The sequence below is a fragment of the Spirosoma areae genome, assembly GCF_054781775.1.
On sequence record NZ_BAAGTT010000056.1, the window covers coordinates 1 to 15,788 of the forward strand.

At 47.5% G+C, this 15,788-nt stretch carries 8 protein-coding genes; all 8 read left to right on the forward strand.

Annotation, left to right across the window (positions count from 1 at the left end; translation table 11 throughout):
- Positions 1 to 378 precede the first annotated feature (378 nt).
- The 8 genes from ACYVI1_RS31600 to ACYVI1_RS31635 all read left to right on the forward strand — a co-directional run bounded on the left by ACYVI1_RS31600 (position 379) and on the right by ACYVI1_RS31635 (position 15,782).
- Positions 379 to 2,364 (forward strand): tetratricopeptide repeat-containing sensor histidine kinase, encoded by a 1,986-nt coding sequence (locus ACYVI1_RS31600; RefSeq protein ID WP_460915692.1) that lies wholly within the window; start codon positions 379 to 381, stop codon positions 2,362 to 2,364.
- Positions 2,365 to 2,464: 100 nt separating this feature from the next.
- Positions 2,465 to 5,731 carry a two-component regulator propeller domain-containing protein gene (locus tag ACYVI1_RS31605; protein ID WP_460915989.1) on the forward strand — a complete coding sequence of 1,089 codons (3,267 nt, stop codon included), beginning with the start codon at positions 2,465 to 2,467 and terminating at the stop codon, positions 5,729 to 5,731.
- Between the two features lie 2 nt (positions 5,732 to 5,733).
- Positions 5,734 to 7,704, forward strand: a complete 1,971-nt coding sequence (locus ACYVI1_RS31610; protein ID WP_460915694.1) for a tetratricopeptide repeat-containing sensor histidine kinase — start codon at positions 5,734 to 5,736, stop codon at positions 7,702 to 7,704.
- A gap of 674 nt (positions 7,705 to 8,378) precedes the next feature.
- A complete protein-coding gene (locus ACYVI1_RS31615; protein ID WP_460915696.1) occupies positions 8,379 to 9,251 on the forward strand; it encodes an AAA family ATPase in 873 nt (290 codons plus the stop codon).
- Positions 9,217 to 10,200 (forward strand): DUF3871 family protein, encoded by a 984-nt coding sequence (locus ACYVI1_RS31620; protein WP_460915698.1) that lies wholly within the window; start codon positions 9,217 to 9,219, stop codon positions 10,198 to 10,200. The genes ACYVI1_RS31615 and ACYVI1_RS31620 overlap by 35 nt, the downstream gene beginning before the upstream one ends.
- 664 nt (positions 10,201 to 10,864) lie before the next feature.
- The gene (locus tag ACYVI1_RS31625; protein ID WP_460915700.1) at positions 10,865 to 11,164 is read left to right on the forward strand and encodes a hypothetical protein; all 300 of its coding nucleotides are present in this window, start codon (positions 10,865 to 10,867) and stop codon (positions 11,162 to 11,164) included.
- A 356-nt stretch (positions 11,165 to 11,520) separates the two neighbouring features.
- Positions 11,521 to 13,479 (forward strand): site-specific DNA-methyltransferase, encoded by a 1,959-nt coding sequence (locus ACYVI1_RS31630; RefSeq protein ID WP_460915702.1) that lies wholly within the window; start codon positions 11,521 to 11,523, stop codon positions 13,477 to 13,479.
- Complete coding sequence (locus ACYVI1_RS31635) at positions 13,476 to 15,782, forward strand: DEAD/DEAH box helicase (protein WP_460915704.1); 2,307 nt, start codon at positions 13,476 to 13,478, stop codon at positions 15,780 to 15,782. Before ACYVI1_RS31630 ends, ACYVI1_RS31635 begins: the two co-directional genes overlap by 4 nt.
- Positions 15,783 to 15,788 lie beyond the last annotated feature (6 nt).

The window sequence follows — 15,788 nt, forward strand, 5'->3', positions numbered from 1 at the left end:
GACGCGGTTTTTTTGGTTGAATTGGACATAACCAAGGTGATTTGAGTGAAACAATTTACTGAATTCTCTCTTCCCATTTTCACCCCTTTTGTCCACTTTCATTTGACGACGTACAGTATTCGCTGTTATCCGTTGTGGAACAAAGAATTTAGTGAAGCTCGGATTGAAATGGCTCAGCATTCACCCAAAAAACGGCCTCTCAGTTCTCCTAAAAGGAGGCTGTTATTTATGGGCTTCACCAATAAAATTGCGGCTTGGTTTAGTCTTCTGTGCGAGTTGCTATTTTACGACGAAAACCAGTACATATGAAGCTAATAATCAGGAAGATAAGTTTAATGAATTTGTCATTACTTTGCTCTTTTCCCGCCCTTCCTGACCATGAAACTCTATCTCCCCACTTTATTGCTCCTCCTGGGTAACACCACCCTTGCCCAAAACCCGCCAGACCTCAATAGTCTACGGCACCAACTCGCCCAAACCCAGCAAGACACCAGCCGAGTACTGTTATTAGCTGAATTATGTAAGCAGTATCGTTGGGTAAATCCAGATTCAGCCATGCTCTATGGAGAACAAGGCTTGTCATTATCCCGACAGATTCACTATCCGAAAGGAGAAATTCGCGCCCTGTCTAATGTTGGGCGCGTTATCCATGATTTAGGCAATCTGCCCAAAGCCTTACAAATTCAATTCAGCGCCCTGCTACTGGCGGAGAAAAACGAGCTACCTGCTGAAACCGCCTGGCCTCTCAATCGAATAGGCTCTATCTACAGCAGCTTAAACGATGTGCAGAAAGCTTATGCGTATCATCGAAAGTCCATGAGCGTTTTCTTGGCGTCTAATGACGAATTAGGGGTAGCTACCACACAGATGAATGCTGGCTTGATGTTCATACGAATGAATCGTTTAGATTCAGCTCTGTATTATGAGAACCTAGCGTATGAGAAGATAATTCGATTAAACTACACCTCATTGCTTCCACTAATCTTAGGCAACTTAGGACAGCTCCAGGTAAAAAAGGGTAACAGGCAACTGGCCTTAAAGTATTTACAGCAGGAAGTTCAAGTGGCTTTTGCCCTTAAAGATCATCGAAGCAGCAGTGGTGCCTATACTCAAATGGCCAGCCTGTACAAACAGGAAAACCAACTCGATTCTTGCATTTATTATGCTCAAAAAGGCCTTGAGGAAGCAAACGTGATCGCTTACCGACAAGGCATTCTGGCCACCAGCTTGCTACTGACCCAAGCTTATCAATCAAAAAGCGATTTTAATAAAGCCTTTGCCTACCAGCAACTTATGGTAGCGGCTAAAGACAGCCTGTATAGTACGGGCAATATCCAGGCCATTGAACAGATGGTCGCTGATGAAGAGGAACGCCAACGAGAAATTGAAACTACCAAAATTGCTTATCAGAATCAAATCCGGCAATATGGGTTACTGGCTGGCTTAGGTATTTTCCTGCTAATCGTCCTGGTTTTGTATCGCAACAACCTCCAAAAGCAGAAAGCCAACACGCTGCTACACCAGCAAAAAGAGGAAATTAACCTCCAGCGAAGCAAAGCTGAACAAGCCTTGACCGAACTTAAAGCGACCCAAGCCCAACTGATTCAGCGGGAAAAGATGGCCAGTCTGGGCGAACTGACAGCAGGTATTGCCCATGAGATTCAGAACCCCTTAAACTTCGTCAATAACTTCTCGGAGGTGTCTGCCGAACTGGTGGGCGAGTTGAAAGATGAACTCCAGGCCGACCACAAAGCCGAAGCCCTCGAACTGGTCGACGATCTGAGCAAAAACTTAGAGAAAATTACCCTGCATGGTCGCCGGGCCTCCTCGATTGTCAAGGGCATGCTGGAGCACTCCCGGAGTTCAACCGGCCAGAGCGAACCGACGAACCTCAACGCGTTAGCGGATGAGTATCTGCGGCTGGCCTATCAGGGCCAATTAGCCAAAGACAAATCGTTTAAGACCGAACTCAACACCCATTTTGACCCCGAAGTAGGTCCGGTTAACATCATTCCTCAGGAGATCGGCCGGGTCTTGTTAAACCTGTTCAGCAATGCTTTCTACGCCGTGCGGGAACGCCAAAAGCAAGGCGATTCCGATTATTACCCCATCGTTACGGTCACTACCTCAAAGGCAAAAAAAAGCACTGAGATTCGGGTAGGCGACAACGGTACAGGTATGTCAGAAGCTGTGCAACAGAAAATCTTCCAGCCTTTCTTCACCACCAAGCCTACTGGAGAAGGCACGGGGCTGGGTCTCTCACTGAGCTATGACATTGTCACCAAAGGGCATGGCGGAATGCTGACCATGAAAAGCTACCAGGGTGAGGGAACTGAGTTTGTTATTTCACTGCCTGAAAGCTAACTAGTTGCTTCTCCTTTGAATCACCTGTGACTACCCCCTTCCTAAAACTATGAAATGGACTAGTTATTTTCTGGCATATGCCCTTTACCTGACCCTAGCAATGGCTACTGCTTTCGGCCAAACCGAGTTTCAGTTTGAGCATATTTCTACTCGCCAAGGACTCTCACAACGAACCATATATAGCATGTGCCAGGATCGGGAGGGGTTTATATGGTTTGGAACCGAAGACGGACTGAACAAATTCGATGGCTATCGTTTTGTGGTCTTTAAGCCCAACCCGCGAGACCCTACTCATTCGCTACGGCACAACATCATCAGTGCCCTCCATGAAGACCGCAAAGGTCGCTTATGGGTGGCTACACTAGGAGGAGGACTCCATCAGATCGATAAGCGCACAGGCAATGTAACGGCTTTCTCTATCAACCCGGTGTCAAAACCCACCTGGAATGTTATATCAGGTATCTATGAAGACCCCGAAGGTATGCTCTGGTTATCCTCAAATGGATTGGCCCAATTTAACCCAGACACCAAGCAGTACAAATTGTTTCCAATGACGAGATTTTTAATTCATTTGATTGCAGGCGACCCCCAGGGGCGGATTTGGTACTCTTATAATGGTAAACTCTATCGATTTGACCCGAAAACAGGGACGTCTCGTTCCTTTCCGCTTCCATCTGCTACCACTATTGTCCGCACCAGTTACATCGACACTAAAGGCATTCTCTGGGTGGGAACAACTCATCAGGGCTTGTTTTGGGCCAATACCCGAACGAATTTACTGAGATTCAGGCCCTTCACTCCGAACACGCCGAATACCAGGATGGCCACCCTGTCCCGGTGCCAGACTATCTACGAAGACCGCAACAATGTGCTGTGGGTGGCAACCGATGAAGGATTGCTAAGAATCAATCGCAAAAACAATGAGGTCTTGACCATTCCCTCAGCTCCCTGGCGGTCAGGGGGGGTAGGCGAAAATTTATCAGCAAAGCTATTCTCTGACCGGACCAGTAATTTATGGATTGGCGGCTACAATGGTATTTATAAGCTGACAGCCTACCCCAAACCCTTTAACTCCTACCAACTTCACCCAACTCCGTCGTCAGTACAATTGGGTAGCAACCGGCTAACCAGCTTACTCCAGGACCATACTGGCTCGGTTTGGCTGGCAAACACCGGTGATGATTTGACTGGATATTCCTTAACCAGCGGATTATATCGGACTGATTCAGTGGGCAAGCCAATGAACCGAATTTTGCTTAATCCCATAAATCAACAGGGTCTGGCCAGTGACACCGTGACGGCGCTTTACGAAGATCACACCGGACGGGTTTGGGCCGGTACGGCAAGCGGCCTGCTAATGTATAATCGAACGACCAGTCTGTTTACTCATTTCCCTGCGCCGTACCTAATCCGCCGTATTAAAGAAGATTTGGAGGGTAAGCTATGGTTTTCCATTGAAGCACCGGAAAAGCGCGGAATTGCGTCGTTCGATCCTGTGACTCAACACTTCAACTATTATTTGTTTAACCCCCAAGACACGACCGGCTTGAAAGGGGGGTCTGTGCGGAACATCCTTGTTAGTCAAACCAACGAGATTTGGCTGGCTTACGGTGGGGCCGGGATCGCTCGCTTGAATCAGCAGACGAGTAAGTTTACCAGTTACCAGGCTAGCCCAACGTTTCAGGCAGGCCATTTGAATGATAAAGATACCCGAGCACTGTACGAGGACTCTACGGGCATAATTTGGATAGGAACGAATCAAGGGGGCTTAAATCGTCTGGATCCGAAAACCGGTAGATTTACCTATTTCTCCACTCAGGATGGTCTACCAAGTAACCACATCGTCAGCATTGTTAGCGATGATCATGGCCACCTTTGGTTAGGCACCAACAATGGCCTCTGCCGATTCACGCCCAGCTCGAAAACCTTCCGCAAATTCGATGTCAGCGACGGCCTGCCTGACAATGAATTTACCTTAGGGACGGTCCAGAAGCATAATGGTCAACTGCTGTTTGGGACTCTGAATGGCTACATGGTCTTCAGCCCCGACAGTATCCGAGATAACATGACCCTTCCGCCCGTTTACATTACCCGCCTGAACGTGCTGGATAAACCCAGAGAGCTATCTTCCGATCACCTCGAACTGCCTTATACAGACAATTACCTCTCGTTTGAGTTTGTTGCCCTCAATTACAATTCGCCTGAAAAAAACCAGTATGCTTACCAGTTAGAAAGGGTCGATAACGCTTGGGTATATAGCGGTACCCGACGATTTGCCAGCTATACCGAGCTAAGTCCGGGTGAGTATGTGTTCCGGGTAAAAGCTTCCAATAACGATGGGGTTTGGAATAAAAAAGGAACGGCTCTGTACATCACCATTCATCCCCCCTGGTGGCGCACCTGGTGGGCCTACGCCTTCTATGCGCTTGCTTTTGCCGGGGCATTACGGGCGTATATTGTTTTCCGTTCGCGGGCCTTCCAGCGGGAAAATCAACTCTTAGAAGAAAAGGTCGTCTTGCGAACGGATCAGCTCAACCGCAAATCGCATGAACTCGAGCACTCCCTTATCAAGCTCCGCAGCACCCAAACCCAACTTATCCAGCGGGAGAAGATGGCCAGTCTGGGTGAGCTTACAGCTGGTATTGCCCATGAGATTCAGAACCCCTTGAACTTCGTCAATAATTTCTCCGAAGTGAGCACGGAGTTGGTAGCAGAACTGGAAGCCGAAGCCCAGGCTGGCCGAATCGATGATGTGTTAGCCATCGCCGGTGACCTGACTCAAAATCTTCAAAAAATAACCCTCCATGGCCAACGAGCCAGTAGCATTGTCAAGGGTATGCTCGAGCACTCCCGCACCGCCACTGGCGATCGAGAATCCACGGAGATTAACTCTCTGGCAGGTGAATATTTGCGGTTAGCCTATCAGGGATTGCGGGCTAAAGACACTACGTTTAATGTCGAAATCAAAACCGACTTTGACGCTGACTTAGGTTTAGTCGAGGTGGTCCCCCAGGAAATAGGGCGAGTGCTGCTGAATCTGTTCAACAATGCCTTTTACGCGGTACAGGAAAAACAAAAGACGGCCTCGGGTTATTACCAACCTACAGTTACGGTGAGTACGGCTCAAGTCGATAGTAACGTGGAGATTCGGGTAAAAGACAATGGAAAGGGCATTCCAGAAGCGGTGAAAACTAAGATATTCCAACCATTCTTCACCACTAAACCCACCGGTGAGGGGACGGGATTGGGACTGAGTCTGAGCTACGATATTGTTACGAAGGGGCATGGTGGGGAGATGCGGGTTATTAGTCAGGAGGGGATGGGTGCCGAGTTCATCATTTCGTTGCCCACTACTAAACCTGCCTGACAATGAAACCCATGCTACTTACTTACTTTCTGCTTTGCGGTTCCAGTGTCTATTCGCAAAACCGGCAAATTGACAGCCTAAAGCATCAACTGGCTATAGTTGAGCAAGACACCAATCGATGCCTGGTTATGGTAGATTTATCCTTTGCTTTTGATGCGATAAGTCATGACTCTGCTCAACGATATGCGAATAAGTCCTTGATATTAGCCCAGGAAATTCAATACCACATGGGAGAAGCGAGGGCTTTAGAAAGAATAGCACAGGCATACTGGATTTCAGGTGATTACCCAAAAGCTTTAGTCGAAGCGTTCAAGGGGTTACAAACAGCACAACAATTTAACTTTCAACGGCAAGTTGCGAGGTGTTTAAATACAATTGGCAATGTTTATATTGAATTAAACGACTATAAGAAAGCCATTAGCTACTTTAAACAGGCACTAAAAATAGCCCATGAAACTAAGAATGATGCTTTTTCATATACATTAGAAGCTAATCTGGCAAAAACCTATCAAAGTAAAAATCAATTAGATTCAGCCTGGTACTTTGCACAAAAATCTTATCCTAAAGACGCCATAAAATATGGGCACTTGTATTCCCATTATATTTATACAGGCTTTGCTAGCATCCAATTTGATCGGGGAAATTATCGCGAAGCCTTTGCCAATATTCGCAAGAGTGTTTTAATCAATAAAACCGCTTACGACCAGCGCCTCCTTTCGGCAGCCTACAATCAACTGGCCCGATTTTTCAGAAAGCTGAATCAACCAGACTCGGCTATCTATTATGCCAAAGCGGCTCTTGCTACCGCACAACAAGTGGGAGTTAAACGGACTGCTTTAGAGGCCAGTACTTTATTGGCCGAAATGATAGAGACGAAAAGCAGCCAGGAAGCACTGTATTATTACAAAATAGTCAGGTCAATAAATGAAGATCTATATGGTTCCGAGAAGGTACTGAGTTTACAACGCATTATTGCCGATGAACAAGAACGCCAGCGAACAATTGAAGTTGAACGAGTAGCTTACCAAAACAAACTCAAGCAATATTCCTTATTGACAGGTCTTGGGGCACTGTTGCTCATCGCCTTCATTTTGTACCGCAATAACCGACAGAAACATCTAGTAAATACCCTATTACACGAACAGAAAGCAAAAGTAGAAAGTACTTTATCGCAACTCAAAACCACCCAAACGCAACTCATCCAAGCCGAGAAAATGGCGAGTTTAGGCGAGTTGACGGCGGGCATCGCTCACGAGATTCAGAACCCCTTGAACTTCGTTAACAACTTCGCCGAAGTAAGTAGCGAATTAGTTGGTGAACTGCGTGAAGAAGAAATCAAACCTAAACGGGATCCTGAACTGATCGGTGAGCTGTTAGATGACCTCAGTCAGAACTTAGTCAAAATTACCCATCATGGTGGCCGGGCTTCTGCTATTGTAAAAGGCATGTTGGAGCATTCCCGCACCACCACCGGCGAACGACAACCCACCGACCTCAACGTGCTCGCTGACGAATACTTGCGGCTGGCTTATCAGGGTTTGCGAGCGAAAGATAAGACATCTACTTGCGAATTAGTCACCGACTTTGATCCCAATTTGGGCTTGGTGGAGGTAGTGCCCCAGGAGATCGGGAGGGTGTTGTTGAATCTGTACAACAATGCCTTTTATGCGGTTCAGCAAAAGCAAAAGACGGCCTTGATTGATTACCAACCTACCGTCACGGTGAGTACGGCTCAGGTCAATGGAAACGTGGAGATTCGGGTAAAAGACAACGGAATTGGCATTTCCGAAGCACTAAAGGCCAAGATATTCCAACCTTTCTTTACCACTAAACCCACGGGGCAAGGCACTGGTTTGGGGCTGAGTTTGAGCTACGACATCATAACAAAAGGACACGGGGGTTCAATAGAGGTAAAAACCCAGGAGGGCCATGGAACGGAAATGATTATGCACCTACCCAAACCATCAGCCTAAACCCCAATCCTATCCCTTATTGAACCAGTTGGCGAATCGGCAACCTCATCGTCCGCAACCGAATCAGCAACCCTTACGGTTGAGAATTTATCCTTTCGATACTCCTCGTCACAGGTGAGGTGAGAAGACGGTAGCCATAGCGCCCATTCAAATTCCATCAATTAACCCAAAACTATTACCTGTTCTTACTCTTTCGGGCCAAATTCACTTGGCACTCATAGACGGCGAACAGCCATACAGCAATAGTTGGCCCATCATTGACAAACTCCTTTTCGGTAGGGTAGAGTTCATAGAAACTCCTTTGCCAAAGTGAGGATGCAACCCATTCTGCTAAATTTATAGTGTATGTATTCATAGGGAACCCCGTTCAGAAAGCCTCCCACGGCCTTCAATGGACTGTTAGGTACCCCCGGCACAACTATACAAAAATAGTCTCTGTCACCTGAGCCCTGCCACGTATTTGTATTTTCCAATCAGTCTATTAGGGGCCTGTAAAGCTCGTTCAGGACTGAGCTGGTCCCACACCCCTTATTAGTAATCCATTGCATTCTCAGCAACTTTATACCCCTTCGCTGAGGCTACGCATCCCCATTTTCAGGCTATACCTCCTCATCCGTAATAGCAGGTGACAGGTCCGCTATTGTCCTTTATGTTTCACTTAATCCATCCTGTTTATGCAACTCAGAAAAGCCGAGCGACGGCAAATTCGCATCAAGATGGGTCTGCAAGGACCCAGTGGCAGTGGTAAAACAACCTCTGCGCTGCTCATCGCCTACGGGCTCTGTCGGGACTACGCCAAAGTAGCTATCATCGACACCGAAGCCCGTGCCGCCGATTTGTATGCCCATCTGGGGCCGTACAATGTCCTACCCCTGGACGCTCCCTTTACGCCCGAACGGTATGTACAGGCTATCCATCTCTGTGTCGAGGCGGGCATGGAAGTCGTCATCCTGGATTCGATTAGCCACGAGTGGGAGTTCATTTTGGAAACCCACGGGGCTACCACCGGCAACAGTTACACCAACTGGGCTAGGTTCACACCCCGGCACAACGCCTTTATTCAGGCCATGCTGCAAAGCCCCTGCCATCTCATCGCCACTATCCGAGCGAAACAGGATTACATCCTAAGCGAGAAGAATGGTAAGCAGGTGCCCGAGAAAGTAGGCCTCAAAGGAGTCACCCGTGAAGGAATGGATTACGAGTTTACCCTACTCTTCGAGTTGGATGTGCGTCATCAGGCCCGAGCCACAAAGGACCGAACGGGTCTATTCAGTGGCCAGCCTGAGTTCATTCCCGTCCCGGAAACGGGTCGTCAGATTCTGGACTGGTGCAAGCTGGGTACCTCACGAGAGCAGGTTGAACAACTCATTCAGCAGACCAATGACATTCCCGCCCTGGTGGGCCTCTACCATCAGTATCCTGAGTTTCGCCAGCCACTGGAATCGCTGTTTATTCAGCGCAAAGAGCAAATCAATGCCAATCAATTCACAAACCAATCAAACCAACAAGTCTATGCAAACCCCCATGCTTCTCTTACCAACCAATGAACAGGACACCAGCACGACTATGGAAACCTCGTCTGAGAATGCATTCATCGTGGCTAATACCCTACCCGCTTCCCTGCGCGAGATTCGGGAGCAGCACATCATTCCAGTCTACAGCAAGGACAACGAGCCATTAATCTCCCATGCTGATTTTATTGAGGCTACCTACGAAACGGTGTACCAGTACTTTCCCCAGGAGATTGTCCTGGAGCCTTCCGTCCGGGTATCCCATCCCATTAAGGGACGTATTCCCTCGGCCCGAAACAAACCAGCCAAAGACTTAGCCGATTGGGAAAAGACGCTCTACTACGAGCGGGCTGCTTTTGCCATTGAGGTACCTACCATTCAGGAGCAGGTAAGCGAGAATACGCTATCGCTGACCATCGGGGGCGTGAAGGCCTATAACCTCGACAGTCTGCATAATCGCAAAGGGACGGATGAGCATTTCAAGGTGTTCATTGGTTTCCAGAACAAGGTCTGCACAAACCTCTGTATTTGGACCGATGGCTATCTGGCGGATGTCCGGGTTAAGACGGTACGGCAATTAATCGAGGCCATCCAAACCTTGATTCAACGCTACCGGGCCAGTCAGCATATTCGGGCTATGCAGGAGTTAACGCGCTACTATCTGACGGAACAGCAATTTGCTCAACTCCTTGGCCGCTGTCGTCTGTACCAATATCTGGCACCCGCGCAAAAACGGGGGATTGCTGCATTACTGTTGGGCGATTCGCAGGTAAACACCATAGCCCGTGACTACTATCGGGATGAATCATTCTGTCGGAGTGAAGACGGCACCATCAGTTTATGGAACGTCTATAACCTGTTCACCGGGGCGGTTAAGAGCAGCTACATTGACACCTTCGTGGATCGTAACGTGAACGCTTTTCAGTTCAGCCAATCGCTGTTAGAGGCAGTACAGGGCGGAAGCAACAGTTGGTATCTGCATTAGTGAGTGGAGCGGGGGCCTGACGAGGTTCCCGCTTTTTTTAGTACCTATTGGGATTGCTTCCCACAGGCAGTAAGCGGTTATGCTGTATTTTGCTGGCCACGGCTTTTGAGACGGTTTTACGCTCTACTCAAAACCACTGAAAACGGTTGTGGCATTTTTTAGTATCCTAACATAGGCGTTGTTCATTTTGTCGTTCTTCCGCATATACCGCTACGTTCATCGGTCTATGCGGTAATTATCATATCAATACGCTATTGCCAGAAGAGCACCAGCAGCTTGATCCTTACATTGGGGCATCAGTGTAGGGAAAATTCTATTAACTGGCGAACAGACTGTTAATCCTGGGATTTATGGACAGGCTTCTGGTCAAGATAATCGTAATTATGAAGGCATATCTGTTTACCTGCCCGTAGGGGTTAGGTATCTATTCACCAAAAATATTGGAGCCTTTGCCGAGTATAACATAGGTCTGGCCTATGGCACCTCTGGTATTGATAAAACCGGGAAACTAGACAAATTCTATAAAAAGCGTCAATATCTGTTGAGTGATCGTGATAGTAAGTTAGCCAGATAACCTGGCTAATTTCGGAGAATAATTACGAGAAATAACAATATATAACAAGTTTATCTTGCTTTTATCCTATTTACTGCGTACCTTTGTTTCATGGTAAAGAAACAATATCTAAGTACTGCTGATCAGTACTACAAGTTAAGCGTAGCAGAGTTGCTACGCTTAATACATGCTGGAATTCTACTCCTTATTCAGGAAGTAATTCAGCTTAAGCTCGCCGTTTTCACCCTCCTCGAATTGCAGGCAGATAAGTTAACCGCTCAAAAGCAAAACAAACTTCACAATACAGATTTTGACCCTGAACCTCTTCCAGCCATCCAACGCATGATCGAAGAGATACAACAAGAGTTAGACGAGGATCTTCGAAACGGTGTCTACGAATCAGGGATTTAATTACTAAAGTTGACTTGATTCTAACATTCATAAGCCCGCCATACTATTCAATAGTGTGACGGGCTTATTTACTACCTACGCTACATCTAATAGACAAAAGTTAGGAATAGCAAGGCCGTTGTGTAAACCTATTATCGCTAGCATCGAAAACAATTTCTTCAATCGTAACAAATGGATCGGCGGCACCAGTGGTGAGTTCGTAGTCTACTTTTACACGTGGCATAGTTGTAGTGGATTACAGAAATTGAAACTACTAAACTTTTTCACCTCTCTTACGAGAAATTTCCCCTTTTTTCATGCCCCTTCATTCCTTTTGTTACCTATTTCGTATTTTCAAGCCTTCATTTAACTTTATTATGATTAAAACTGATCTGGCTCAGAAAATCCGTATGCTTGCCGGCCTGACCGATACCGAACGCTGGGACTTGCTGGCGTTACTCAATGAACAAAAGAAATATGGCCTTATATGGGAAGAAAAGCCCGAACAAGTTGAAGAAGACCTCCGCGATAAACTCCCGATTCTGCGTGAAGTAACCGGTCGACGCATAACCGCAAGGCGTAGTCAAACGTGTACCGTAGCTTCCAGTACCTCGCTCTTTGCGCCACCTAATCAGTTGACGATTGATTTAATTGATATATCTACTGGCCCGACTGATACGGTAATACCAGACGCCAACACAAATACATCCCAAAATAACAAGGGTGTCGCTCCACACCACTTACTTATAGAAGGCGACAATCTTCATGCCCTTACGGTTCTGAATTACACCCATGCAGGCAAGGTGGACGTAATTTATATAGACCCACCCTACAATACCGGCAATAGAGATTTCAAATATAACGACCGCTTCGTAGACCGTGAGGACAGCTACCGCCACTCCAAATGGCTGTCATTCATGCACAAGCGGCTCGAACTGGCCCGTAACCTGCTCAAACCCGAAGGCGTTATCTTTATTTCCATCGACGACAACGAACAGGCACAGCTTAAACTACTATGTGATAGAATAATTGGAGATGAGAATTTTGTAGCGACTGTAATTTGGGAAAAGAATGACAGCCCTAAAATGGATTCTAAGGCATTTTCTGCCCGCCATGATTTTATCCTCGTTTATGCCAACCACATAGAAAAGTCAACAATACGTCAGTTAGCAGTTGATGCGGATGGAGTAGCCCATTATAACAAGACTGATATATCAGGGAAGAAATACTATCTTAAACCTCTTAGAGCAATGGGAGGTCAGGGCGAAACTCGAGAAGCTAGACCAACTCTTTACTATCCAATAACTGCGCCTGATGGAACAGAAATTTTCCCTAAAAGAAAAGATGGTTCTGACGGTGCTTGGCGATGGTCTAAGGAAAAGTTAAGTGTAGAAAGCTCTAGAATAGAGTGGACTAATAGTAAGAATGGCGGTTGGGCACCTAACTATAAAATATTTGCGGAGAATAATGACACTAGGCCGCCGGAAACAATTTGGACGCACCAGGATGCAGGGAGCAATCGACAGGCGAAGATCGAAATGGACGACGTTTTAGGTAAAACTAACTCCTTCAATACACCAAAACCAACAAAACTATTAAAGCAAATACTAAAAATCTCTGCTGATAAAAACGCTCTCATTCTCGACTTCTTCGCTGGCTCAGGAACAACCCTGCACGCAGTAATGTCACTAAATGCCGAAGACGAACTTAATGGTGAACCAAGTTCCCGACAGTGCATCCTAGTCACTAACAACGAAAACAACATTGCCGAGGAAGTTTGTTATGAGCGTAATCGGCGCGTTATCGAGGGCTATACTAATAGCAAGGGCGTGGCCGTTCCTGGCTTGACCAACAACCACCTGCATTATTACCAGACTACATACGTAGGACGGGAGCGTACCCAGACCAACAAACGCGCCCTGATGCAGTTGGCCACCGAGCTATTGTGCATTAAAGACGGTTGTTTCAATCCAATAGAAACTCCGTACAGAACCGCATCAGTAGACCTATCAATACGGTTGTTTACCAACGACCCGACCACACAATATGTAGTCATCATCTATGAAGAAGACGCCATCGAGAACGCGGTAACGCTGATTCAGGGACTTGCGCTTACTGTGGCACCCATTAAAGTATATGTGTTTGCGCCCGGTTCTTATCCCTACACAGACGACTTTGAGGACGTATTAGACAGAGTAGAACTTTGTGCCTTGCCGGAGGCCATCTATCAGGCATACGGTCGTCTGCTACCGCCACAGGGTGAGCCAAAGGCCGTAGACACCGAAGCCGACCTATCCACAGAACCTCAGCAGATGTTACTGCCACTTAACGTATGATTGTTATAAAACCCTACCAAGACAAGGCCATTGCTGGCCTACTGGAAAACGCGTTTGATATTCTATTAAACCCCGGTCCCAGGCGTCAGAAAATGGTCTTTAAAGCCCCAACAGGCTCTGGCAAGACATTGATGATGGCCGACTTCATTCGTCGCCTAACGCTTGAATTTCCACAACGGGCCATGGGCTACCCTCGGTCGCAGGTGGCGTTTGTCTGGTTGGCTCCAAACCAACTGCATACCCAGAGTTTCGAACGGTTTAAACGTGGGTTCGAGAGCGACCAGACCTTGCGCCCCGTTCAATTCGACGATGTACAGAACCACCTGCAACCCGGCGACGTCCTGTTCCTGAACTGGCAGTCGGTCAATAAGGAGAACAACCTGTACATACGCGAGAACGAGGACGATAGAACCCTGCAACAGTATGTGAATCGTACCATAGGCGAAGGCATTGAACTTGTTGTCATTCTGGACGAAGCGCATTTGTTTGCCAACAAGGGCAAGCGAGCGCAGGAATTACTGAATCTGTTGCAGGCCAAGATCGAGATTGACGTGTCGGCTACTCCCCTATTCGATTCCGACTACCGAACGGTAGTAAAACGAGCGGAGGTTATCAAGGCCGAAATGATCAAGAAACAGGTCATACTCAACCCCGACCTCAACGCTATCGAGCAATCCACGCTGGGCGTTTCGCTGGACAAGTACTTACTAACCAAGGCCATTGCCCGGCGTCAGGAACTCAAAGAGGCCTACCAGAAGCTTGGCGTTGCGGTAAACCCGTTACTCCTCATTCAACTTCCAAATGATACGGCGACCATCAGTAGTGACGATCTGATCATCCGCAATGAGGTTACGAACTGGCTGGGTACGCAACACGGCATCACGACCGCCAATGGCAAACTGGCCATCTGGCTCTCTGATGGTAAAGACAAAATCAATCTGGATGGTATCGAAGCCCCGGACAATCTAGTCGAGGTGCTGTTATTCAAACAGGCTATTGCCTTGGGCTGGGATTGCCCCCGTGCGGCCGTACTACTGATTTATCGAAAGCTAAACGCTCAGGCGTTCACGATTCAGACCGTAGGCCGTATTCTGCGCATGCCGCAGCAAAAACACTATCCTATTGACCTGCTCAATGTTGGCTACGTCTATACAGATCTCAGCCGTGACGTCATTCAGGTAGTGGCCGATGATGTAGACTATATAGTTCAGAACCGAGCCACCCGCCGAGTCGACTATGTCGACCTGAATCTGCCCTCTGCCTATATCGAAAGTCGATTAATTCGTAACCGACTAGGGGCTAAGTTTAGACGATGCCTGGAAGATGTTGTAGAGAATCACTGGAACTGGAGCATCAAAGGCGACGACTGGCAGGCCGACAACCTCAACCAGATACGAAAGGTCTTGGTTGAAACGAACGTTGACAACATTGAGATTCCCGTTCCGGCCGATGTCGTTCTAACGGGCGAGATCGAGATAGCACGTGCCGAACACATCGAACGGTTTGCCAAAACATCGGAAGAATTAAGGGTTCTATTCCGGCATTTTTGTCGGCAGAACGTCGGCGGTTACGGTCCCGCCGAATCAACGCCAGTACTGGAAGGCGCTCTCTTGTACATCTTTGAGAAATACGTTGGTTATTCGGCTGGTTCAGGCGAGGTCAAGGCGATTAAGACCATACTATATCCTCAAAACCGTCCTCATTTTGCCGAACTAGTCGAGCAGGCCCTGGCCCGCTACGAAGAGGTAATGCAGCAGTTAGCTAAAAACAAAAGCAAACAGGTTGAACGCTATGCCTGGGATGTACCCGTAGAACGCGCCTACAATGAACTATATGTAGCTCAACCCATAGATACTCACGTTCTGCAACCCTTCTATCAGTACAAATCAGCTTCCAACCCTGAAGTATGGTTTGCCGAGTTTTTGGCCGAGCAGGAACTGAACATCGACTGGTGGTACAAAAACGGTGAAAAGACCAAGGCCGATTTTGCGGTTCCCTATGAGAAAGCAGACGGTACGGCGTCGCTCTTTTACGTGGACTTTGTAATCCGGCTCAATAACGGAACTGTGGCGCTATTCGACACAAAAACGCCCGGTTCCGATCCTGAATTCTGCGCCAAGCACAATGCCCTGATTGGGTATCTGGAAACGCTGAGTCAGGAACGTAGCAAAGACTATATCGGGGGTGTCATCGTGCCCATCGGTGCAGGCGACGATCGCCGTTGGAAGTATTCGCAATTCCGCATTTCATCGGCGACGGACACAACCGGCTGGAGCGCGTTTTTCCCGAAGGAGTACGCTTAATTAATT

What these genes read in the sequence shown, in the direction of transcription:
- ACYVI1_RS31600 (WP_460915692.1), top strand. Translation starts at nt 379, where the DNA reads ATGAAACTCTATCTCCCCACTTTATTGCTCCTCCTGGGTAACACCACC.
- ACYVI1_RS31605 (WP_460915989.1), top strand. Translation starts at nt 2,465, where the DNA reads ATGGCTACTGCTTTCGGCCAAACCGAGTTTCAGTTTGAGCATATTTCT.
- ACYVI1_RS31610 (WP_460915694.1), top strand. Translation starts at nt 5,734, where the DNA reads ATGAAACCCATGCTACTTACTTACTTTCTGCTTTGCGGTTCCAGTGTC.
- ACYVI1_RS31615 (WP_460915696.1), top strand. Translation starts at nt 8,379, where the DNA reads ATGCAACTCAGAAAAGCCGAGCGACGGCAAATTCGCATCAAGATGGGT.
- ACYVI1_RS31620 (WP_460915698.1), top strand. Translation starts at nt 9,217, where the DNA reads ATGCAAACCCCCATGCTTCTCTTACCAACCAATGAACAGGACACCAGC.
- ACYVI1_RS31625 (WP_460915700.1), top strand. Translation starts at nt 10,865, where the DNA reads ATGGTAAAGAAACAATATCTAAGTACTGCTGATCAGTACTACAAGTTA.
- ACYVI1_RS31630 (WP_460915702.1), top strand. Translation starts at nt 11,521, where the DNA reads ATGATTAAAACTGATCTGGCTCAGAAAATCCGTATGCTTGCCGGCCTG.
- ACYVI1_RS31635 (WP_460915704.1), top strand. Translation starts at nt 13,476, where the DNA reads ATGATTGTTATAAAACCCTACCAAGACAAGGCCATTGCTGGCCTACTG.